19 protein-coding genes are annotated in these 20,798 nt (G+C 43.8%); 7 read left to right on the top strand and 12 right to left on the bottom strand.

Annotated elements, in window-relative coordinates; all coding sequences use genetic code 11:
* Positions 1 to 8 precede the first annotated feature (8 nt).
* Complete coding sequence (locus Q0C29_RS07350; RefSeq protein ID WP_292000012.1) at positions 9 to 1,919, bottom strand: beta-CASP ribonuclease aCPSF1; 1,911 nt, start codon at positions 1,917 to 1,919, stop codon at positions 9 to 11.
* A gap of 427 nt (positions 1,920 to 2,346) precedes the next feature.
* Between Q0C29_RS07350 and Q0C29_RS07345 the strand changes: the two genes are divergently transcribed.
* Positions 2,347 to 3,354 (top strand): ABC transporter ATP-binding protein, encoded by a 1,008-nt coding sequence (locus tag Q0C29_RS07345; RefSeq protein WP_292000011.1) that lies wholly within the window; start codon positions 2,347 to 2,349, stop codon positions 3,352 to 3,354.
* Between the two features lie 10 nt (positions 3,355 to 3,364).
* Here Q0C29_RS07345 and infB read toward each other — a convergent pair whose 3' ends face one another.
* Complete coding sequence (gene infB, locus Q0C29_RS07340; protein ID WP_292000010.1) at positions 3,365 to 5,149, bottom strand: translation initiation factor IF-2; 1,785 nt, start codon at positions 5,147 to 5,149, stop codon at positions 3,365 to 3,367.
* 115 nt (positions 5,150 to 5,264) lie between these two features.
* On the opposite strand from infB, the gene Q0C29_RS07335 reads away from it, so the two are divergent.
* Positions 5,265 to 5,942: a PIG-L family deacetylase gene (locus tag Q0C29_RS07335; protein ID WP_292000009.1), complete on the top strand. Its 678-nt coding sequence runs from the start codon at positions 5,265 to 5,267 to the stop codon at positions 5,940 to 5,942.
* A gap of 6 nt (positions 5,943 to 5,948) precedes the next feature.
* Here Q0C29_RS07335 and Q0C29_RS07330 read toward each other — a convergent pair whose 3' ends face one another.
* Positions 5,949 to 7,997 carry a GH116 family glycosyl hydrolase gene (locus Q0C29_RS07330; protein WP_292000008.1) on the bottom strand — a complete coding sequence of 683 codons (2,049 nt, stop codon included), beginning with the start codon at positions 7,995 to 7,997 and terminating at the stop codon, positions 5,949 to 5,951.
* Between the two features lie 118 nt (positions 7,998 to 8,115).
* Between Q0C29_RS07330 and Q0C29_RS07325 the strand changes: the two genes are divergently transcribed.
* Positions 8,116 to 8,595: a PaREP1 family protein gene (locus Q0C29_RS07325; RefSeq protein ID WP_292000007.1), complete on the top strand. Its 480-nt coding sequence runs from the start codon at positions 8,116 to 8,118 to the stop codon at positions 8,593 to 8,595.
* A 52-nt stretch (positions 8,596 to 8,647) separates the two neighbouring features.
* On the opposite strand, the gene Q0C29_RS07320 is transcribed toward Q0C29_RS07325, so the two are convergent.
* From Q0C29_RS07320 to Q0C29_RS07305, 4 genes are all read right to left on the bottom strand, one after another.
* Positions 8,648 to 9,259: a proteasome subunit beta gene (locus tag Q0C29_RS07320; protein ID WP_292000051.1), complete on the bottom strand. Its 612-nt coding sequence runs from the start codon at positions 9,257 to 9,259 to the stop codon at positions 8,648 to 8,650.
* Positions 9,260 to 9,264: 5 nt separating this feature from the next.
* The gene (locus Q0C29_RS07315) at positions 9,265 to 10,047 is read right to left on the bottom strand and encodes a peptidylprolyl isomerase (RefSeq protein WP_292000006.1); all 783 of its coding nucleotides are present in this window, start codon (positions 10,045 to 10,047) and stop codon (positions 9,265 to 9,267) included.
* On the bottom strand, positions 10,047 to 10,295 hold the full coding sequence (locus tag Q0C29_RS07310) for a 30S ribosomal protein S17e (protein ID WP_292000005.1): 249 nt from the start codon (positions 10,293 to 10,295) through the stop codon (positions 10,047 to 10,049). Before Q0C29_RS07310 ends, Q0C29_RS07315 begins: the two co-directional genes overlap by 1 nt.
* Positions 10,296 to 10,413: 118 nt before the next feature.
* Positions 10,414 to 10,785 carry a hypothetical protein gene (locus Q0C29_RS07305; protein ID WP_292000004.1) on the bottom strand — a complete coding sequence of 124 codons (372 nt, stop codon included), beginning with the start codon at positions 10,783 to 10,785 and terminating at the stop codon, positions 10,414 to 10,416.
* 171 nt (positions 10,786 to 10,956) lie between these two features.
* Here Q0C29_RS07305 and Q0C29_RS07300 point away from each other — a divergent pair, with 171 nt between their 5' ends.
* A complete protein-coding gene (locus Q0C29_RS07300) occupies positions 10,957 to 11,259 on the top strand; it encodes a DNA-directed RNA polymerase subunit K (protein WP_292000003.1) in 303 nt (100 codons plus the stop codon).
* 118 nt (positions 11,260 to 11,377) lie between these two features.
* Here Q0C29_RS07300 and Q0C29_RS07295 read toward each other — a convergent pair whose 3' ends face one another.
* Both Q0C29_RS07295 and Q0C29_RS07290 read right to left on the bottom strand, forming a co-directional pair.
* Positions 11,378 to 13,834: a beta-galactosidase gene (locus Q0C29_RS07295; protein WP_292000002.1), complete on the bottom strand. Its 2,457-nt coding sequence runs from the start codon at positions 13,832 to 13,834 to the stop codon at positions 11,378 to 11,380.
* 196 nt (positions 13,835 to 14,030) lie between these two features.
* On the bottom strand, positions 14,031 to 15,296 hold the full coding sequence (locus Q0C29_RS07290; protein ID WP_292000001.1) for a hypothetical protein: 1,266 nt from the start codon (positions 15,294 to 15,296) through the stop codon (positions 14,031 to 14,033).
* Positions 15,297 to 15,631: 335 nt separating this feature from the next.
* Here Q0C29_RS07290 and Q0C29_RS07285 point away from each other — a divergent pair, with 335 nt between their 5' ends.
* The gene (locus Q0C29_RS07285; RefSeq protein ID WP_292000000.1) at positions 15,632 to 16,675 is read left to right on the top strand and encodes a Gfo/Idh/MocA family oxidoreductase; all 1,044 of its coding nucleotides are present in this window, start codon (positions 15,632 to 15,634) and stop codon (positions 16,673 to 16,675) included.
* A gap of 50 nt (positions 16,676 to 16,725) precedes the next feature.
* On the top strand, positions 16,726 to 17,088 hold the full coding sequence (pth2, locus tag Q0C29_RS07280) for a peptidyl-tRNA hydrolase Pth2 (protein ID WP_291999999.1): 363 nt from the start codon (positions 16,726 to 16,728) through the stop codon (positions 17,086 to 17,088).
* 595 nt (positions 17,089 to 17,683) lie between these two features.
* Here the strand turns inward: pth2 and Q0C29_RS07275 are convergent.
* Positions 17,684 to 18,091: a DUF86 domain-containing protein gene (locus Q0C29_RS07275; RefSeq protein ID WP_291999998.1), complete on the bottom strand. Its 408-nt coding sequence runs from the start codon at positions 18,089 to 18,091 to the stop codon at positions 17,684 to 17,686.
* Positions 18,079 to 18,483 (bottom strand): nucleotidyltransferase domain-containing protein, encoded by a 405-nt coding sequence (locus Q0C29_RS07270; RefSeq protein ID WP_291999997.1) that lies wholly within the window; start codon positions 18,481 to 18,483, stop codon positions 18,079 to 18,081. The genes Q0C29_RS07275 and Q0C29_RS07270 overlap by 13 nt, the downstream gene beginning before the upstream one ends.
* Before the next feature lie 630 nt (positions 18,484 to 19,113).
* Between Q0C29_RS07270 and Q0C29_RS07265 the strand changes: the two genes are divergently transcribed.
* Complete coding sequence (locus tag Q0C29_RS07265; RefSeq protein WP_291999996.1) at positions 19,114 to 19,617, top strand: vitamin K epoxide reductase family protein; 504 nt, start codon at positions 19,114 to 19,116, stop codon at positions 19,615 to 19,617.
* On the opposite strand, the gene Q0C29_RS07260 is transcribed toward Q0C29_RS07265, so the two are convergent.
* Complete coding sequence (locus Q0C29_RS07260; protein WP_291999995.1) at positions 19,614 to 20,648, bottom strand: hypothetical protein; 1,035 nt, start codon at positions 20,646 to 20,648, stop codon at positions 19,614 to 19,616. The genes Q0C29_RS07265 and Q0C29_RS07260 overlap by 4 nt on opposite strands.
* Positions 20,649 to 20,798 lie beyond the last annotated feature (150 nt).

Raw genomic sequence — 20,798 nt, 5'->3', positions numbered from 1 at the left:
ACGTTTCCCTAAACCAACCTAATGGTCTCAAGGTGGTTAAGCATGACTGTATCTATCTTGTACTTTAACTCTATACTTAAGGCTAGGTTCATCAACTTACCTGGCTCACCATGAACAAGCATAACCTTATGTGGCTTAGGCTCAATCCTACCCACGTAATTCATTAACTGCTTCCTATCACTGTGGCCTGAGAAGCCGGGTTCATGAAACACATTCATGTTTACGTTAACTGTAATGTCTTGGTCATAGTACTTTAAGTTAACCTTACGTTCACCCTGAATAAGCCTCCTACCCAAAGTCCCCTCTCCCTGGTATGATACGAATATTAGGCTGTTCTTGGTGTCATCAGCCATGTGGACGAAGTAATCCATGGCTGGGCCACCGCTAAGCATACCGTGTGGCGCCAGTATTATTGATGGTGGGCCCTGCAGTATATCCATGACCTGCTCCTGCCTCTTATCAGGATTCCTAGCCCTCTCCACTGGCTTAACGTACTCTGAAATGAATGGGTTAACGCCATCATATATTAATTCCTTAACAGTATTATTCAAGTAATCTGGGAACATTAAGTGGACGTTAAGCGTCTGAAGAACCATACCATCCACGTATATTGGGGCCTTAGCCAACTTACCTGTCTGTATAGCATCATTGAGTAGGAACAGTATTTCCTGAGCCCTACCGGTACTGAAGACTGGTATAAGCACCTTACCGCCGTTTTCAAGAGTCTTACCAACCAGTTGAATCAATTCAGCCTCAGCCTCCTCCCTGGGTTTCTGAACATCATCCTTACCCCCATAGGTTGATTCCATTATGAGCAATTCCACGCGCTTAAAGACACTGTGAGCTGGGTTAAGTAGCCTAGAGGGACCATACTTAAAGTCACCCGTGTACACTATGTTGTATAATCCATTACCAATGTGCAGGTGAGATAACGCTGAACCTATCTCATGCCCAGCATCATAAAGGGTTAACTTAATGTCAGGTGAAATATCAGTAACATCACCATAATCCACCGTAATACTGTGATATAGGCTTGAGGCTAATTCACTTAACCCATAGTATGAGTAACCACGTTCAGATGATAAGTCTATGTAATCCGTAAGGAGTATCTCCATTAGGTACTTGGTTGGCTCAGTCATGTAGACTGGGCCCTTGTAGCCATACTTGTAGAGGTAAGGTAACATGCCTATGTGGTCCAGGTGAGCATGGGAAATAACCACTGCATCTAGGTTATCAATATCTATAATGTCGAAGAACGGTGCCTCATCCATACCACTACTAGGTTTAACACCTGAATCAAGTAGAACCCTACTTTCACTAGTCTCAATAAGTAACGCACTCCTACCTACCTCGAAACACGCGCCTAGGCAAGTTACCTTAACGTACTCGTTCTTATACACCGGTAACCTATGTATCCTTAAGCCAATGCTCTTCAGGAACTCGGCCCTCTCCTTACTCATCAACACATCCACATTATTAACCGCGTCTATATCATCCCTGGGTAAACCCTTAGACATATCTAAGGCTGTTGAAACTATCACTGGTCTCCAACCTGTTTGAGACAATATAGCCTTATCAAGCCCCTTAATGACTTGAGGCTTCCTAAGGTACACGTAAACGTCCCCTAATTGATCATTAAAGTAGACTTTATCAACCTCATTACCACCATCAGTTATCATTTTCCTAATAACCTTCTCAACCTCATCCTTAGGCGCCCTAGCCTTCTCATCACCCTTAATTATAATGTGCTTCTTAAGCTCCTTCGCAAGCATTTTAATTAACTCACTATTATTCATGATGTAGCCTGGGTTAAGGGAATACACTGTTACGTGAGGACCCTCGAACTCAATTCTCGTTACCTTAGCCTCCTCAGGCAGCATCTTAATAATCTTCTCCTCTATATCAGGTCTAAGCGCCATTCTATCAACACCCTCAAGACATGTCTCATTACCCTAAGGTATTTATAAACGTTATGCAAAAGCTAAATCCAATACTCCCTTAACTCAGAATCGCACTTTAACCCTTTGTTTCATTTAACCCAAGCAGTCAACCAAGAATTAAGCATCATTTTCTTTGATTAAAACTTAGTGAACGCAATCGCATCAATATACTTAAATTATGTAATCATGAAACCAGCTGGTTAAATTCAGCAATAACTAAATCAACCGCATCCTTAGGGTATTAGTTATTTAAGCAGGATTAGTGACGGAAATTCCATTGGAAATAATATTTTATACAATTAATTCCAGGAAAGAATTAAGATAAAGCCTCATCGGAATTAAGTACTCTTAATGGGGTTAAATACTTAAATACCCATTATGGTTAAGTTAACGCCGCGGTGAAACAATGCCTGACTTCTCGGATACACCGTGGATTAATGGTAGGCAGCTTGTGGTAGCCCATAGACTGAGAATGTGGTACACCATACGTCCTGGCTTATTCTCAAAACCCAGATACGTTAAGGCTGTTGATGATGTAAGCATTAGTATTGATCATGGTGAAACAATGGCAATAGTTGGCGAGTCAGGGAGTGGTAAGACAACGTTAGGTAGAGTCCTCATTAGGCTCCTTAAGCCAACTGGGGGTGAATTAATCTTTGATGGTAAGGACATCACTCATGAGGATGACCGCAACCTGCTTTGGTTTAGGAGAAGGACCGCTATTGTCCTCCAAGACCCCTTCTCAAGCCTTAACCCTTACCATAATGTTAAATTCATAGTTGAGGAGCCCTTGATAATTAATGGTGTTGACTCTGGGGAAAGGGATGAAATGGTTCGTAAGGCTCTTGAGGAGGTTAAGTTAACCCCGGTTGATGATTACCTTTACAAGTATCCCCACCAATTATCCGGCGGCCAGAGGCAGAGGGTTTCTATTGCTAGGGCTATTGTTACTAGGCCTGATTTTATTGTTGCTGATGAGCCCGTATCAATGCTTGACGCCTCCGTTAGGGTAGAGATTCTTACAATACTTAAGAGTATTCAGGTGAGGGATGGGATTGCCTTTGCCTACATTACTCACGATATTTCCACAGCCAAGTACTTCAGTGATAAGATACTGGTAATGTACGCCGGTAAAATGGCTGAAATAGGACCATACAGAGACGTGATAAAGGAGCCGCATCACCCCTACACCCAGGCATTAATTGAAGCAATACCAGACCCAGATCCTAAGAATAGGTTTAGTGAAAGGAAGGTTGTTGCAGGTGAGCCACCTAACCTAGTTAATCCACCTAGTGGTTGTAGATTCCACCCAAGGTGCCCATTCGCAATGGATATTTGCCGTAGGGAGGAGCCGCCCATGATTGAGGTTAAGAAGGGCATATACGTGGCATGCTGGCTATACGCAAAGAGGTGACTGGGGGTACTTACTGTGCTGATGCTTTCCAAGTGCTCCTAAGCTTCATGAATTCCTCAAGGACCTCAACCTCATCACTGCTTAAGTGTTCCTTGTACTGCATGATTAATTTGACAGCGTGCTCAAGGGGTACGTTAACGTAGAGTACGTCACCCTCCTTAATATGCCTACCAACAATCACGTTACCCTCAATTGAAATCGCCACACTCATACCCTTCTTAGCCACTTGAATTGGCTTACCCTTGTCCTGAATCTGCATTATAACACCCACCTCCTTCCCATTAGCCTTAACTAGCCTATAGCCTGGTTTAATTACACCACCCAGCACTTCAACACCCACTATTGCTGGGTCACTTCTCCTAAACACGTAACCAGGTATTACAGCTATCTTACCTGGCCTAACGTACTTACTTAGCTCACTTTCAATTAGCCTACTCTTCTCCTCATTGAACCACCTGGTGAACTCCTCAACAAGCCTATACAGTATGTTGTTTTGAAATACGGTAACTAACTGGACCTTAGCCTCCTCCTCAACCTCCTTAGGAACCTTAACGTTAAAAGCCAGTACAACACCATAGAGCGGATTCTTCCTCCTAACCACTGAGGCATCTATTATGTCTCTCCTTGTTACTGAACCAATATCAGCCTTCCTAACGGGTATTCCCTGAGACCTGAGGTAAAGCACCATAGCCTCAAGCGTACCTAAAGTATCTGCCTTAGCTATTACACCCACCTGATCCGTCTCAATCCTAATTGACGCGGCGTCTTTAATAACCTCATCAATGTACGGCTTAGGGTCACCCTGCACTACGTACACTGATGAACCAGGAACCACTTCATCTAACCCATCAGCAACCACCTTAACACCAGCTGCGGCTTCAACCTCATTAACATGCATATACCTATCCTCCGGATCCCTCATTTCATCAAGCGGCTTAGGCATCACCATCATCCTGACCTTAGTCACCACAGGACCATTAAGACCCATTGCAACTATAGTGTCCCCCTTCCTCATTACACCATCATACAGTACAACATCCATGGTGGTGCCAAGCCCCTTCTCCTCCTTAACCTCCATAACTACACCCTTACCTGGACCACCCATGAGCCTTAACCTATCCTTAACCAGCCTTTGGGTTAAACCAGCCATTAAAACTAGGAGGTCCGGTATACCCTCCCCAGTGACTGCGCTAGTTGGCACTATGGGTACTTGCCTATTGAAGTCTGTTATCCTATCGAACCTCTCAGCCTCGAAACCCTGCCTATTGAAGTCCTCAATGATCCTAACTAAAGCCTCCTCAAGCCTACCTTGAGTATCCTCATCCTGGGCATTGTAGGAATCCAGTATTGAGGCATTAGGCATGGGCTTCCACCCATATATCCTATCAACCTTATTAGCCGCAACAACAAAGGGTATGTTCCTACTCTTAAGCAGTATTAGGCTCTCATAAGTCTGCTCCTCGAAACCCCTAGTTAAGTCAATTACAAGTATGGCTAAGTCAGCCACTGAACCACCCCTACGCCTAAGGTTTGAGAAGGCGGCGTGACCTGGGGTGTCAACCATTAGGAAGCCCTTAACCCAAACCTTACCCTTCAACCTATACCTCTCAATAACAGGGGCCGCGTACTTCTCAATAATAGGCCAAGGCAGGTAGGATAAGCCAATGTGTTGAGTAATCATACCTGGCTCCCTATATGCAACCATTGTGTTCCTAATCTTATCCAACAGTAGGGTCTTCCCCACGTCCACGTGGCCGACCACAACCACTATTGGTGCCCTGTAATTCTCAGTCATGATTACCTAAGGGTAAGTTAATGAGCCCTGTTAATAAGTTTTTGTCCCCGCATAAATCAAGCAGCCTAGTAACCAAGTGTATTCCTTTAAATAATACAGTACAGTGCATTCAGTAATGCCAACGCTACTGTACATTGCACCTCACCCAGATGATGAATGTGATAATGGTGGTGGCTTACTGGCTATGAGGGTTAGTGAGGGTTATAACGTCTACGTGGTTTACATGACTGATGGAAGGCTAGGGTCACCTAAGCCTGAGGAGAGGGGCGAGGAACTTGCTAGGAGGAGAATTATGGAGGCTGAGGAAGCATTAAAGGTACTTGGCATACCCACTAATCACGCATTCTTCCTGAACTATCCTGATGGGGAATTAAGTTCGCACATTGATGAGGCGGTACCTAGGATAATTAACATAATCAGTAGGATTAAGCCTGATGAGGTTGTTCACCCCTCAGTCTTCGAGGTTCACATGGATCATTGGGCGGCTGGCGTTATAACTATTAGGGCGCTTAAGGAATTGGGCATTAAGGTTAAGGAGTATTCATACCTTAACTATGAACCTAACCTTGAGAGGTTTAGGAGGAATAGGAGGCTAGATGTACTACTTAAACTAGTACTATATAGGCTAGTTAAGGATAAGAGCAGGGTGATTACGTTTAATATTTCCCAATATAGGCAGGTAAAGCATGAATGCATGAGGAAGCATGAATCCCAATACAGGTACCTTAGTAAAGAGTACATAGATAAATACTTCAACACTGATTACGAATCATACTTCATAGAATCCGAGTAACTTCACTTACATACTTACTTTACTTAATGCATACTTATATGTGAATGACCATGGTGATGCACTGCCAATGTAGTGATCCAGGTATCCTTGTTCTGGTTTGCAGCTTGCCTCTATTCTTGATGGTTGGTTCCACGTTAGGCCTAGTTTAACTAAAGTATCCCACTCCTTCTTAGCCGCCTCAAGCCACTTACCGTAGCCTAATGCGTAGCCCAGTGAGCTCACTGCGAATACTAGCCTTGGCCACGATGCGGTTAATTGACTATACTTCTCCCACTCACCGTGCTCCCCAGCCATGTTTGGTGTGTGGCATTCTGAGACACTTGCATTAATGCTTAGCATTGATTCAAGAGCCCTCTTAACCTTATCCTCATCAGCCACGTGGCCTAGGTCAAGCAGCATACTCCACCATTCACCCCAAATCTGGGCTAGGAAGGATGCGTTAGCGGCTTTAGGCTCACCAGTCCAGGGTATGAACACTTTACCATTGAATAACCCGTTAAGCACCCTCCTAGCCCTTTCAAGAATACCACTAATCCTGCTGACCGTGGCTGAGTCCCCAAGCACCTCAGCAATCTTAACCATAGCCATTAATGATGCGACTTGAAGCGAGGCAATGTAGCTTGATAAGCTGGTTATCGGTGTCACATCAAAGCCAGTATCACCTGTACCCTCGCATTCAGGTACGCCGTCTCCATCCTTGTCTTGGCTAAGTTCCCACTCAAGAACCTTAAGTAGCTTAGGGTAGGTTTCCCTCAGGAATTCAACATCACCAGTCCTCACGAAGTACCTGTAGACCAATAGAATGTACGTTGGGTTAGTGTCCTTCCACCTAGGCGGCGCCGTGGTTCCATCAGAGGGCATGTCGAGACTGTAGTATGGGCCTAAATCATGTGGAACATAGCCATCATCCCTAATTGCATTAGTTAACTGTTTTAGGAATGATTTTTCGAGCTCCGGGAACATTAGGACTACTGGTAGTGAGCCTGTCTCATAGCATGCACCAGCTATCGTACCTAGCATTGGTCCGTTTTCAGGGGCCTCAAATAGGGTGAACCTACCCCTCTCATCAAGCCAAGTGCTGGATGACAGTATATATGCACTATTTATTATAGCGTCCTTAAGCCAATCGGGCAGTGATGGGTCAATCAACCTACTCTGCCAGTCAAGTGTACTTGACCTAAGCCTATCGAAACTAGAGAGGAAATACTCAGCAACCTCCAGGGAGCTTGAGAAGTGGTTAGCGTAGTAGTGCCTATATGGGTAGTGCAACCATGGGTTATTGAAGAACCATGAAACAACAAACCTAACTTCACTATCTTTGCCATACTCGGATGCGACTAGACCAGCTGGCCTATAGGCTTCACCCATGGCCTCACCTACATCACCACCATACTCCTTACTGCTAATAATTGCTTGCCAAGGTTCCTCATTCTCAATGAATTTATTCAACCTAATGGTATCCCTAATGTTAATTAAATTGTATTGAGTAATCACATACCTTGGATTATCAGTAATTAAGGTTAATTCACCATTGAATGGGTCGTATTGGTTAGCCTTAAGGTTCCTAAACCTAACACCACCATGAACAGCCTCATTAACCCTACCTATTGTTGTTGAACCAACCACATTAGGCATTGAAACGGCCACTAAACCATCCCCACTACCCCTCACCTTTACTGTTATTGCGAGTGCTGGTAGTGTTGAGTCCTTTAGGTTTCCGGGTATTATTGGTGTGAAGGCCTCAACCTCAACATCAACACCATTCCTACTAGCCCTAAGCCAAGCAAAGGGCCAACGACCCTCAAGGGATAAGTTAACGGTGTACTTACTTAATGTGGGTAGCGATGATGCTGAACAATGCATGATAATCGGCTCTAAGCCACGTGGTTTAATAATAATGTGAAAACCCTCAAGAACCCTAATGGGCCTATTCCAATTATTAGCAAACCTAGCATTAATAAGCATACCATTATTATCCAACTCAACACCACCAGCACCAATACCACCAAGGGGAACACCAGCCATTAAAGCATCCCCACAAGTATACTTAACCATAAGCCAAGCAAACCTAGGAACCATATAAGCTTTATCGGGCATCTACACCACATTTAGTTAACTAATAGGTTAAGCCTTCTAGAGAAATTAATATATTTTAGGCATTAATAATAATCACATGGAGGTACCTGTGGAGATTCTTAGGGAAGCTGAAAAGAGGGGTTTAGATGTTGTTGACATATTAGTGAATGCTATTGATAGAAGTGATCCATCAAGTGGTATTAAGATAAGGATTGAGCTGGCTAAGAAGTACCTAAGTGAAAGTAAAGACTACCTGCAGAGAAATGATGCGGTTCAGGCCAGTGAGAAGGCGTATAAGGCTGTTGAAGAGGTTATTAAGGCACTCGCTGAGAAGTACAATACACCTGAGTACTCAGAGGCCATTAAGGCTGGTAGGTGGTTCACTTATTTACTGCAGAGGGTTAGTAATACATTAGCCTTAATGCTGGGTGATTGGGTAGCCGTGGGTTGGGCCACTGCCTATGCATTACATGTTTGGGGTTTTCATGAATCCAAATTAACTGCTAATGATATGATAGCCTACATGAGAATAATTGAGGATACCGTGAATAAGGCCATTGAGCTTCTCTCCAAGTGAATGTACTTGACTATGTTTGAATATGAGGAGTACACTTATGATTAAGCTTAATTTAAACCTGGACTTCCCTATACCCAGCCTCCTTAGTTATAGTTATTACGTCAACGCCTTCTCCGCTTCCTGGATCATGAAGCATTGCTGCCTTAACCGCCCTGGTGGCTAACTTAACCGCCTCATCAAGGCTCATGCCATCCCTATAACCATCCTCAAGAACACCGAAGGCTGTTGGGGAACCACTACCAGTTGACATGAAGCGCTCCTCCCTAGTGAAGCTACCGTACCAGTCAACTGCATATAGGACTGGGCCCTCTTCATTATCCACTCCTCCAATTATCATGTGCGCTATGTATATCATTGGCCTACTGTAAAACATGATTACTGATGCGTAATTGGCGAGCGTTTTAACTGGTACTGGGACCTGGTGTGTTATCCTATAGTCCATTGCTAAGTGTGTTAATTCATTAAGTATCATTTGTACATCGGCAACTGCCCCACTCATTGTTGCCGCCACGTGGTTATCAATCTTCCATATCTTCCTACCCTTCCTATGGGCTATGTAGTAGCCTGCAGTAACCCTCCTATCAGTAGCCAACACAACACCCTCCTTAGTAACCACCCCTACTGTTGTTGTCCCAGTTAATAGGACCTTTGGGTCACCATGCATCCTACTCAACTTGAACCACCTTGAACCTGCTGAGTCTGTGCGGTTGCCTGTTGCTGAGTCTCCTGTGTAGTCTGCTGTGCTTGTTGAGCCTGCTGCTCCTCCCTTGAAACCTCAAGCTCCTCCACGTATATTATCTTCTTAACATCCGTGAACCTCTGAGCTAATTCCTCAGCTATCCTGAACTTAACAGTGCCTATACCGTCAATGAAGAGGACCTCTGAGGGCAGTTTTATTGTTACCTGGCCATTCTCATGCTTAGCCTCAACCCTACCCATGTCTAACCTAGGTAAGTACTGCCTAATTATCTCCTTAACCTTATCCTCGTCACTTGTGAGCTTCTTAACCACCTTAGCGTTAACCACAATCACCTTCCCCGCTAATGGATGGTTAAAGTCCAGGATAACCCTACCGCTTGAGACTGAAATAACCCTAGCCCTCTGATTATTGTACTCGACAATGTCGCCAACCTTAGGTACCTTACCAGCCCTATAGAATTCCCTAATTGAAACAACCTTAACCTTACTCTGATCCCTTAAGCCGAAGGCCTTCTCAGGAGGCACCTCAACAGTCACCTCGGAACCCTCATCGCTCTTCAGTAAAGCCTCCTCAAGGGGTTCAAAGATCTTGGTTTCACCAAGTATTATTAACCTAGGGCCATAGGCCTGGTTAGGGTCATATATGTTGGCCTCCTTAGCCTTCTCCTCAATTGTCGTCTCAATAACCTTACCATCCTCCTTCGTCAACATTGTGTAATCTAACAGTATGTAGTCGCCCTTCTGCAGAACCATTAGGAACCACCCTCAGTGCTGGTTTTTACACTTTCCCCGCCCTCTTCCTCCTCACCCGCTGCCTTAATGCGCTTAACCTGTGATGTTATGTAGCCTGCTATCCTATTCCTAACCTTCTTCGAGGCACCTTCAACCAACTGACCCACCACCTGCTTATTATGCTCAAAGTCATCGCTGAACCTATCTGGGTACTGCTCCATAAGCATCCTACCAACCCTCTTAATGTAAGCTGGCCTAACCTTACCCATTAAGTAACGATGTTAAGTCGGTAGTTTTAAGCGTTTCTTAGCATGAGGACTAGTTCTAAACATCCCTAGCCTTAATTACAATTCTAGGTTTAGAGTGTTGGTGAGTGAACCCATTATTCTAGGGTATTTCCATTACTTCACTTAAAAGTTCATTAACATCCTTACCCTTATACCTACCTATCACATCACTGACGTAGCTTATTAACCTCCCATAGAGCCAGTGATTACTGCAGGCCGATGAGTCGAAGACTGCCTTCGTTACGCTAACCCTCCCGTTATCAACAGCCAAGTAGCCGCTCCTCCTCAACTCCTCAACAGTATCCAGGAAGTCTTGGCTAACTGGGAAGTAGTCCTCAATACTCCAGGTGAATATTGAGTATCCACTCTGCTTATCCACTATGTACATTAATAAGGCCAACTTATCTATACTGCATGAACCATCAAGCATCCTGATTGAGTCAAGCAATACGCATTTTCGTATATCCTCCATTGCAGTAAAGACGCGTAACCCCCCTTTAATAGTTATCCTCATAATGCCTCATTAATGAACCACGACTCCCATGAAGGTAAAGGCAGGTTATAGAACAAGACTTGGCTTAAAGCCTAGGCACCTTATTGTGAGTAGTTAAGTTTATAAAGGGCTTAATTATTGAAGACAGGCATGTCAACAATTGACGAATTATACTCTTTAATTAGGAACGGTAAATTACCTTACCCACCCCGAATAACTAAGTATGAGTTCGCAAAGATAATTGCAGTGAGGACTAGGCAATTAATGGATGGTGCACCACCATTAGTTAACCCCAAGGAGATAGGGACCTCCGACCCAGTGGCTATAGCATTTGAGGAGCTTAAGAGGGGGTTACTGCCCTTCATAATAATAAGGAGGCTGCCTAATGGTAAGAGGGTTGAGTATACGCTTAGGGAGCTTCAGGAACTTGAAAGGAATGTAATGACGTATTAAATTCAGTAACCTTAAGGTTTTAGAGGGGGATTACTTACTAGTGCCTTACCCGTTTATCATTCATGTTGAGTTAAATAATAGGTTAGTGTATTTACTAGGGTGTGGTAAATCAACCTTACTAATTACCCCTCATTAACCTAGTCCTTGCCACCAAGGCTACTGCTACGATTAAAATTAACACAATAACGCCCACCGTGATCGTTACAGTAACTGGTCTAGGTATAATGCCCTTCAAGATTGTTGAGGTTAGGATGCTGGTCTCAGTACTAACTACCGTCGTAGTGGTTGTTACTGTTGTGGTTACCGTGGAGGTTAAGTTGACTGGAATGGTGGCTGTTACTGTGGCTGGCTTAGCTATTATTAATGGGCTATACCCTGTCACGTTAACTCCGGACACTGAGGGTAACCAACCATAGGGGGTTGATGTGAAGTTCAGGTTCATGTTAAGTACGTACGACTCACCGTTCACTACGTATCCATTGTTTATGACGTAAATGTTGAGTATTAGGGTGTAGCTATTAAGCATTACTTGGTACATAGGTAGCGTTAAGTTGATGGTGAAGTAACCATCATTACTAGTAGCCTCACCTGCGCTAACTGACTCATACACTAAGCCGTTACTGGTGAATGGGGAACCAGCTTGGGTTAGGTTAGTATGGACTAGTGCGGTAACCACGTAATTGCCCTTAGGTGAAATTAAACCATTAACCTTAATATTGAAGACCCCTGTCTCGTAATGGTAGCTTGCGTTAATGCTACTTATGTTAATAATCATGTGGATTGGTTTAACAGGCATAATACCCACCATAACCACACCCATAGTGTAATATAGGTTCACGTTGAATGATACTGAACCCCCATTGGTTACATTAAGTAGGTCACCTCCATCAAGGTTAATGATGACGTAGGTACCGTTACGTAAGCCTAACGCGGTTAAATTCACATCAACATGTAGGGTGTTAACCGGATTACCGTAATTGTTAATGGCCAAGAAGACGGAGTTATTGTTAACTATTGGAAAAGCTTCCACTGATGCATTAGCCACCAACACTGGTTCCTCCAAGTGACTAAGTACACTACCTAAATCATCCCTTAACCAACTTGAATTAAATGATACTAATACACCACCCCTGCTTCTCCATTGGTTAATAATGCCCTGTACGCTACTTGGGATAAGGTTTTCAGGCACCATTAGAATTAGGTACTTGTAGTTGGATAAGTTAACTAAGCCTAGGGCTAATTCATTAACCGTAATCATGTTGAATGGGTAGTAGGCGTAGTGGTTATTCACGTTAAGTAGGCTTCCCGGTATTAAGCCTGTTTCATTAACTAGGTAACGCCAATTGCCGTAAGTATCCCCGAACATTGTCATGTACAGTAAGGCAACCTTAGTGCTTGGGTAAGTACCGTTAATTAACTCATATATTTTAGTCGCCATCGCGTTTAATTGAACAGTAGGCCAAAACCAATTTAAGCTCCTTATGAATACGTAGTAGTCGCCGCCCATTAGCCATGGGTAACCGAGGATTAGATGAGACAAGTACTTACTGTAGTAGGAGCGGGTGCTTGGTACTGGTGTCCACTCCATCATTAAGTGCACATGGTATGCCCTAGCCATGTTACTGAAGAACACTGAAAAGTGCGTATGATCGGCATCATCAAGCACTATGGTTACGTTATACCTCCTAGCCAATTGAAAATATATTTCAGGCATTTGTAAACTGTAAATATCATCAATTGACCCACCCCAGTAGAATAGGAGCATTTTATTAGGCCCAATAATGCTTCTAATCATGCTGAATAATTGGCTATACGTCTCATTAATACTCCAAACCCTGAACTCCTGGAAGTACCGCCAATTACCAGTGAATGGTATTGTTGAGGGGTTTATTTGATTAAAACTCCTGTAATCAGTACCCCACTGCTCATTAAGTAGCGTAATGTTGCCGTGGTAAGTTTGCCTTAGCCACTGCCTAAACATGGCTACATCACTCTTAGCGTAACCAACAGGCAAACCATTAACGCCAGGGCCCCAGTCATCATCAAGCCAACCGTAGTCAACTAGTACACCTAGGAGGTTACTGTAGTTAACGTACCTTGAAACCACTGTTTTAATAAAATTGAAGTAGTATTGCCTATCAGTCATATTCCACCAGGCTAGGGCTGGTGGATTCTGTGGTTGGCCAAGTGGATTAACCTCAAGCTCACCATTATTAAGGAGCCAAGGTGGAGTTGCATCAGGGTCACCGGCTGCTGCTGGTACTGAGTAGAAGAAGACTAGGATAACCCTTAAACCCAAGGCCTCAGTGTAATTCATGTACTGGTCAAGCACATGGAAGTCGTATTCATTAGGCCCATACTCAACAGCACCCCAGGGGACTGTTAGGAAAATGGTATTGAAGCCCAACTCCTTAATGCTCATGAAGTACTCGAAATCATGGGGCTTACCGTTAGAACCCAAGTACGGTACCTGTGTTGACCAAACCATTGACTGAGACTCACCATGAACAGATGGAGTTAATTCAATTAACACTAGTAATACTACACCCACTAGTAGTAGTTCTGAAGTCCGCATGCTTGGGTTCACTATCATGCTGTTTTTAACTTTACTTCACTGAAGAGTGTTTGAGTAGTATCATTACACCTAAGGAGAATGCGATACAAGTTCATGCCTTGTTTAAATCAGTTTTTACCTAGTAACTTTAATCAGCATAAGACGTGAATTTACATATTAGGTAATTATTTTTAATTGTATTTAATGCTTAATTAACTTACTTCCTCCTAACCAGCAATAGTGCAATAATTGCAATTATTATCAATATAACCACTATGCCTATTATTACGCTTGTCCCAATAACCTCCTTGGTTACAGTTAAGGTACTAGTCAATGTACTTGTTAATGTTGCAGTGCTGATGGTGGTTAAGAGGGATGTTGTTGTTAACGTTGTCGTACTCGTTACTGGTGAAGTCACTGTGGTAGTGCTGACTGAAGTTGTGGTTGAGGTTATGGTAGTGGTTGTTGTACTGGTAACTGTTGTTGTTACGTAGGCAGTAGTAGTTGTGGTAGTCGTGCTTGTTGTAGTGACTACTGGTATTATTGGCTTGGTTAACTCTAGGTAATACCTATATATGGTTATATTCTCAAAAACGTTGCTTAACTGCGTAGATGTACCAAAGTCATTACCCAACTGGATGTTATATACATAGAAGTTCAACAGCCCAGTGAAGTTCCACTGAAGCGGCCAATTAGTGGTAAGTATATTGAATAAGTCGTAAAGCATGCCCGTAATATTTAAGCCAACGTACCCACTCGGCTGATTAATGCTTGGTACAAACCACACTATTGTCCACATACTTGACCCACCGTAGTAAACCCAGACTTGCCAATTCTCATTAACAATACTACCGTTAACAAACGTCGGCACGGTTATGGTACCTACCTGTGAACCACCGGGAGCCATATTATGAGTGTAGTAGTATATTATTATCTCTAAGTCACCAGGCTGAGGACCACTAGTCTCATTGGGTGTTGCACCAAGCCAAACCTGTAAGGATAGGTCAAATTGAAGACTACTGGGCGTGAAGTTAACTACACTATAGTTAACATATGCCCAAATGCCTGGGAGTGATATGACTTGAGCAGGAAGCATCAACAGTGGACTCATTTTAGGATATAAGCCACCCCACTGTGAATGACCATAGAATATTGCTGGGTAACCAAGGGTAACATCGTATGAGTAAGTTGGCTTAATGAACGTGTAATTCTGAATGAAGTAGGCTGTTCCCTCAGCAGCATTATACATTAGAATAGTCTTACCCGCCGTGCCTGAGCCCATGTCCCAAAGGTTAGTGAAGAATAAGGCGTAGCCAAGTGGCGCTGATACATATTGGCTTGACGTATTACCAACCACGATGACGTTTGACGTCGTGTTGAAGGCTGGGACTAGTGAAACCACCTGTTGAGCATACGTAACTAGTAAACCGGCCATAACCATAACTATAGCCAAAAGTATAATCCACCTACTTATTGTCCGCATAAGCTATGTGACTTAAAAAATATTTTTAAGCATTACCATATAGTTTACTGTTACCAAATTAATCACAGCGCATTATAATCCACTATAGAGGTGTTCAGCAAATACCGTAACCCACCATCACTAGAACCATTAATAAGGTGTCACCCAGCGCACTAACCGTACATCGCGATGAGTGAGCTTGGGAAGGTAGGTAGGTTACAACTCTATGGTAGGGTAAGTAGTAGGTAAGTGGGATGCTTCATGGGTTATTTCATTTAAATACATGGTTCATTATTATAGTAGTCACACTACCTATAGTGCATAATGCTTAAAAGCAGTTAATCCAGGTAATTAACATGGTTGTTAAAGTAGGGATACTTGGCTCAGGTTTCGCGGCTGAGTTCCACATGCAATCCTACGCTGAAATACCTAATGCTAAGGTTGTTGCCGTTGCGTCTAGGAGTAGGGCTGTGGAGTTCGCTGGTAAGTGGGGGATAGGTAGATACTATACTGGTGATGACTTCATTGAGAAGCTGTGCAGTGATAAGGAGGTGGACGTTGTTGACATTATCTTACCTAATTTCCTCCACCTTAAGGCTGTTCAAATATGCGCTGAGAATAGGAAGAACATAATAATTGAGAAGCCCCTGGGTAGGACACTGGCTGAGGCTAAGGAGATGCTTAACGCTGTTAATAGGTATGGTGTACTCCACGCCTACGCTGAGAACCAGGTCTTCATACCTCAGATTGAGAGGGTTATGAATATGGTTAGGAATGGGGCTATTGGTAAGGTCTTTTGGGTTAGGAGTAGGGAGGCCCACTTTGGGCCTCATAGCCCATGGTTCTGGGACAAGGACCTATCCGGTGGAGGTAGCCTACTTGACATGGGGTGCCACTCTATTGAGGTCACTAGGAAGTTGATTAACGGTAAGGCCAGTGAGGTCTTAGGCTGGGGTGACTTACTTGTTCATAGGGATAAGACTAAGGCTGAGGATAACAGTATAGTCCTGGTTAGGTATAGTGGTGGGGAATTGGGGCAGGCTGAGAATAGTTGGGCAGCCCACGGTGGCTTAGACTTAAGGTACGAGATCTACGGTAGTGAGGGCGCGATTTTCGTTGATGTAACTAGGGAGACTGGGATAAGGGTCTTCACAACAGCCCCGGAGGAGAGGGTTGGTTACGTGGTTGAGAAGGCTGAGGTGGCTAAGGGTTGGCTCTACCCAATTTGGAGGGAGTTTGAGCTATACGGCTACTTATACGAGCTTAGGCACTTCATAGACTCCTTCGAGAGGGGTGAGATGCCTAGGGAGAACTTTAATGATGGTGTTGAGGTTAATAGGATAATTGACGCAGCCTACAGATCCTTTAAGAGTAAGAGGTGGGAGCCCTTAAGCGATTAATGAGTTAACCGTAATTTAATTTAAATAATTAAACTGAATTATCTCAATTAATGGGTGAGTTTAAGCAATCCATAGTGGTTAGGGGGGATTTAAGGATGAGTAGGGGGAAGTTGGCTGTTCAAGTAGCCCACGCAGCGGTAACTGCCGTATTGGAGGCCTTAGTGAGTAGGAGGGATTGGGTTAACGCCTGGGTTTCAGGGGGTCAGAAGAAGATCGTCCTAGTGGTGGATAATGCTGATGAATTAATGAGACTTAAGGCTAAGGCAGAGTCCCTAGGCTTACCCGCAGCCCTCATCGAGGACGCTGGCTTAACGGAACTACCACCCGGCACCATAACAGCCCTAGCCATTGGACCAGGACCTGAGGAGCTGGTAAACAAGGTTACAGGCAACCTTAAGCTACTTAAGGATTGAGACTTTCAATTTTTAGATCCTGCTCAGGTTCAGTGAGAATGATATTACACATCAGTAACTACTTTCAATTCTTTTTAGATTCCACTTAGAGGCTTACATAAGGCTTATGACCAATGAGGCAAAGGCGATGTCTAGGAATAATGGCTCGCATACATTAATAATCCCCCTATTCCACCTGTTACCTTAACGTACTTAAGGCCTGACTTATCTGGCGTATTTCTAAGTGCTGCCTTTGGTAAGTTTCCCTCGAGAGGGGTTATCGTATTCATAATGATTGCAGTGACTACTGCATTTTCTTATCTATTTACGTTTTCCCTAATAACCAAGGACATATCAATAAGCCCCAGTACTCCCGCCAGCGAGACCTTAAGTACATGGACGTGGTGTCATCAGTATTATACAATAATGATGAGCTGAATTACAGGGGGTGTTAGTATCAAATCAATTTATGGGGATCACAATGACCCCATTTACCCTATCCATGATCTTTTATTAAAAACTTCCCCCATCATTAACCCAAAGGACAAGGCTTTAATTCACTGCAGGTTTGTACGAATCCTTGTATCATTATTACAGCCAACTCTGTTGGCACTAATTATGGATCCGACACTCTTTTAGCTATCCTTTCGGTGAGATCTAGCACCCTTTTATATAGCCTGTTTTTCAGTATCTCATCAACTTGATCAATATTAATTGAAATGTAGCCGTGGACTACCACGTTCCTGAAACCAACTATAGATCGGTAGAGTCTAAAATCCTCAGCATTGAGGATTCCCAGCCTTAAAAGCGCTTCTCCAGCTTCAATATACGTTTGGGCTGGTTCACCCATCAGAGAGGCAACCCTCTGTACTACATCCACTAATGCCTGGGCCTGTAGCTGTAGTGCATGCAATATTCTCATTAGATCATCCCAATTATTTAAATCGTACCCCCTCTCCACTATACTATCTAGGTAGGCCGTTAACTTAGCTATGTAGCCTAGGAGGACGTTTACCTTCGCCATACCGCATCCACCGCCGTTTCGATGAGCCTTAGCTTCCTTGAGTCAATCTGTTGGTCTTGACATACATTGAAATACCTATAGACCTCATCCCAATCGGCCACGTAGAGTGGCATCCCCTTGAAGGCCTCCAAGACGAGGGGGCAAGGCGTCCTCTCGGTTATGATTACTAGATCTATGTAGTCCTCAGGTATGTGAATACTCTTAACGAGCTCCGCCAGGAGTTCACCCAGTGTCTCTAGGCTTACCCTAGAGATGGCTATATCCACATCACCTGCAGTGCTACCCAATACAGCTGAACCAAATAGGAAGGCGAACCTTACGTAGCGGCTCCAGGGAAAGTCTCTGAGTGCGTCTATGGATACCCTATAGACTTTACCTACACTAACCTCCACGGGGCTATTAAATACGCATATTTTAATACTTATCCCTTTCAATTTTAGATTCTACGCCACTCGTGCTTTACTTCCCAGGTAAATCATCAATCACTTTCAATTCTTTTTTAGATTCTGTTGTAGGTTTTTAAGTTTTGTTTCGTGGGTTTTTGGTGGGTGCTTCTTCGAAACCGGGACTGGCACCATAAAACCCACATTACACCTTCGAAGAAAAAGAATTCAACCAACAATGATAACTAATATTAGTTAGAGTCAATAAACCATTAACCACTAGCCCAGCCGAATGAGGAGGTAGGTTAATACTAAACCAGTATAACAATAAATGAAAAATAAAAAATCGAAAATAAGGAAAATAAAAGTAAGGGAAAATCAAATTATGAATAGATATATGTATATGAACTAAAACCATAAGTATTAAGTAAAGTGAAATTGGGGTACTTGGTCATTAATTAAGTAGGTTAGTCATGCTTAATGACTGTTAACACGCTAATAGCCTGATACGAGGCCTTAGAGATTACTGTAGGGCCTAATGCATCTCTAGTAGGCTGATGGCTTCCTGTCCTGAAGGGTGAGGTTTTAGGTGTACTGTTAAGAAAAATTTATTTAATAGGGCTTAGGTAAATTTAGGTTATGGGTAGGTTAACGCCTAAGTGGCTTGGATTATTCATAGCCTTCTCAGTGGTTGGCATATTCTCCTCAGGGGTGGTGCTGTATACCTACTACTACCTCCATAACGCACCCCCATTATGTACACTGAATGGGGAGTCCTCACCCTTCCCGGGTGTTACGGTTAACTGTATAAGGGTTCTCTCAAGTCCCTACGCTGAGGTGGCTGACGTACCCCTTGATGTACTTGCCGTCTTCTGGTTCATAATAAACATAGTGATGGCCATAGCCTACGATAGGAGTAGGGAGAGGGTGGCTGATAGGTTGCTGAGGATTCTAATGTACTGGAGGTTCCTTGGCTTAGCAATAATACCCTACCTACTTTACGTTGAATTCGCAATACTGCATGCGCTATGCCTATACTGCACCATAATGCACTCAATGATTATAGCGGACTTCATAGTGATAACGGTCTACGCCTACTTTAACCATAGGGCTAAGGCTAAGTCAGTGGCGGCGGTGGATTAAACCAGGGTTAATGATGCTGCCCTTATTGAACCAGGCTCCCTAGCTCTATACCTAAACCTAATTAATGCAGCATCCTCACTAATACTTAATACATTGGTTCCACTGCCCAATGCCTGACTCCTAGCCTCAACCCAATTACCCTCAGTGAAGTACTCTACCGTTAATTCACCACCTGGTGCATTCATGATGAGCGTCTTCTCACCAATGCCGGGCAACGGCTGGGAGTATAACTCAACCCCAGGGTTAACTGTTAAGCCAGCCCAAGCCTCCTCTGAACCCTCCCTATAGAGTCTAATCCTCACAGGCTCCTCAGCATCACCATTAGACACCCTTAAACCCCATGGGTTTAGGCCCCGCCAATGAAACTCAACCTGGGGTGCAGCATCAATATCAAGGAGCACGGCTAATTGAGGGGAAGGCGCGTCAGTGGTCCATGATGCAATGTAGGGTGGCTTATCGTAAACCACGCCGCCATCCTTAACTTCACCATTACTTATTGAGGCCAGAGCCCTAAGCCTACCGTCAATGTACCATAAGGCCAACCCCCTCCTGTAGACAATACTGAACCAGTGGTACTTCTCCGAGACGTCTTGGGGTAGGAACTTGGTTAAATCCATTGAGACGAGCTTAGTTATACCACCAATATTAGCAGTTAATGCACCCTTACCTGAGAACCAGCAGTAGTGCACAGCACCCCCTGCGAATAAGTCATCAGTCTCGAAGCCGAACCAAAGCATTGGCCCATCCTCAGCCTTAGGTAGCTTAGCCATTAGCGTGAAGTGACCGTAAGTGAATACGCTCCTGGACCTCATGGAGACTGTATTAAGGCCCTTAGGCTTGAAGTAGTCAGATTGCGAGAAGTCAGTGTACTTAACCTCATCGTAGTTAACCCTCCAATACTCACTGGCTCTACAAGCCTGAAACTCCTCCTCAAGACCGGGCCTAGTGGATGGGGCCCTCCTCCAACAGTAGAATAGGGAATCCACACTACCCTCTATTGCTGGAGAAGGCCTAAGGGTTTCACTAACCATGTGTTATCCTTCACTGGTGCTTATTAAGTATTGAATCATACGGATTAATTAAGACTTAAATTAAAACAATCAATGTTTGTAAAAATACTTGAGGCAAGTCATCTTAGCCCAGGTCATCACTTAATCAGGCCTTGCAAGCCTAATCACTCT

The sequence above is a fragment of the Caldivirga sp. genome, from assembly GCF_023256255.1.
GTDB lineage: Archaea > Thermoproteota > Thermoprotei > Thermoproteales > Thermocladiaceae > Caldivirga.
Note: the sequence above shows the minus strand (reverse complement) of the source record. Positions and strands in the feature narration are given on the sequence as shown.

Excerpts from the sequence above, each read along its gene's own strand:
- Q0C29_RS07345 (WP_292000011.1), top strand. The coding sequence starts at position 2,347 with ATGCCTGACTTCTCGGATACACCGTGGATTAATGGTAGGCAGCTTGTG.
- Q0C29_RS07305 (WP_292000004.1), bottom strand. The coding sequence starts at position 10,785 with ATGGAGGATATACGAAAATGCGTATTGCTTGACTCAATCAGGATGCTT.
- Q0C29_RS07310 (WP_292000005.1), bottom strand. The coding sequence starts at position 10,295 with ATGGGTAAGGTTAGGCCAGCTTACATTAAGAGGGTTGGTAGGATGCTT.
- Q0C29_RS07260 (WP_291999995.1), bottom strand. The coding sequence starts at position 20,648 with ATGGTTAGTGAAACCCTTAGGCCTTCTCCAGCAATAGAGGGTAGTGTG.
- Q0C29_RS07335 (WP_292000009.1), top strand. The coding sequence starts at position 5,265 with ATGCCAACGCTACTGTACATTGCACCTCACCCAGATGATGAATGTGAT.
- pth2 (WP_291999999.1), top strand. The coding sequence starts at position 16,726 with ATGGGTGAGTTTAAGCAATCCATAGTGGTTAGGGGGGATTTAAGGATG.
- Q0C29_RS07330 (WP_292000008.1), bottom strand. The coding sequence starts at position 7,997 with ATGGTTAAGTATACTTGTGGGGATGCTTTAATGGCTGGTGTTCCCCTT.
- Q0C29_RS07300 (WP_292000003.1), top strand. The coding sequence starts at position 10,957 with ATGTCAACAATTGACGAATTATACTCTTTAATTAGGAACGGTAAATTA.
- Q0C29_RS07265 (WP_291999996.1), top strand. The coding sequence starts at position 19,114 with ATGGGTAGGTTAACGCCTAAGTGGCTTGGATTATTCATAGCCTTCTCA.
- Q0C29_RS07315 (WP_292000006.1), bottom strand. The coding sequence starts at position 10,047 with ATGGTTCTGCAGAAGGGCGACTACATACTGTTAGATTACACAATGTTG.
- Q0C29_RS07275 (WP_291999998.1), bottom strand. The coding sequence starts at position 18,091 with ATGGCGAAGGTAAACGTCCTCCTAGGCTACATAGCTAAGTTAACGGCC.
- Q0C29_RS07290 (WP_292000001.1), bottom strand. The coding sequence starts at position 15,296 with ATGCGGACAATAAGTAGGTGGATTATACTTTTGGCTATAGTTATGGTT.
- Q0C29_RS07285 (WP_292000000.1), top strand. The coding sequence starts at position 15,632 with ATGGTTGTTAAAGTAGGGATACTTGGCTCAGGTTTCGCGGCTGAGTTC.
- Q0C29_RS07295 (WP_292000002.1), bottom strand. The coding sequence starts at position 13,834 with ATGCGGACTTCAGAACTACTACTAGTGGGTGTAGTATTACTAGTGTTA.
- infB (WP_292000010.1), bottom strand. The coding sequence starts at position 5,149 with ATGACTGAGAATTACAGGGCACCAATAGTGGTTGTGGTCGGCCACGTG.
- Q0C29_RS07350 (WP_292000012.1), bottom strand. The coding sequence starts at position 1,919 with ATGGCGCTTAGACCTGATATAGAGGAGAAGATTATTAAGATGCTGCCT.
- Q0C29_RS07320 (WP_292000051.1), bottom strand. The coding sequence starts at position 9,259 with ATGCATGGTGACCCAAAGGTCCTATTAACTGGGACAACAACAGTAGGG.
- Q0C29_RS07325 (WP_292000007.1), top strand. The coding sequence starts at position 8,116 with ATGGAGGTACCTGTGGAGATTCTTAGGGAAGCTGAAAAGAGGGGTTTA.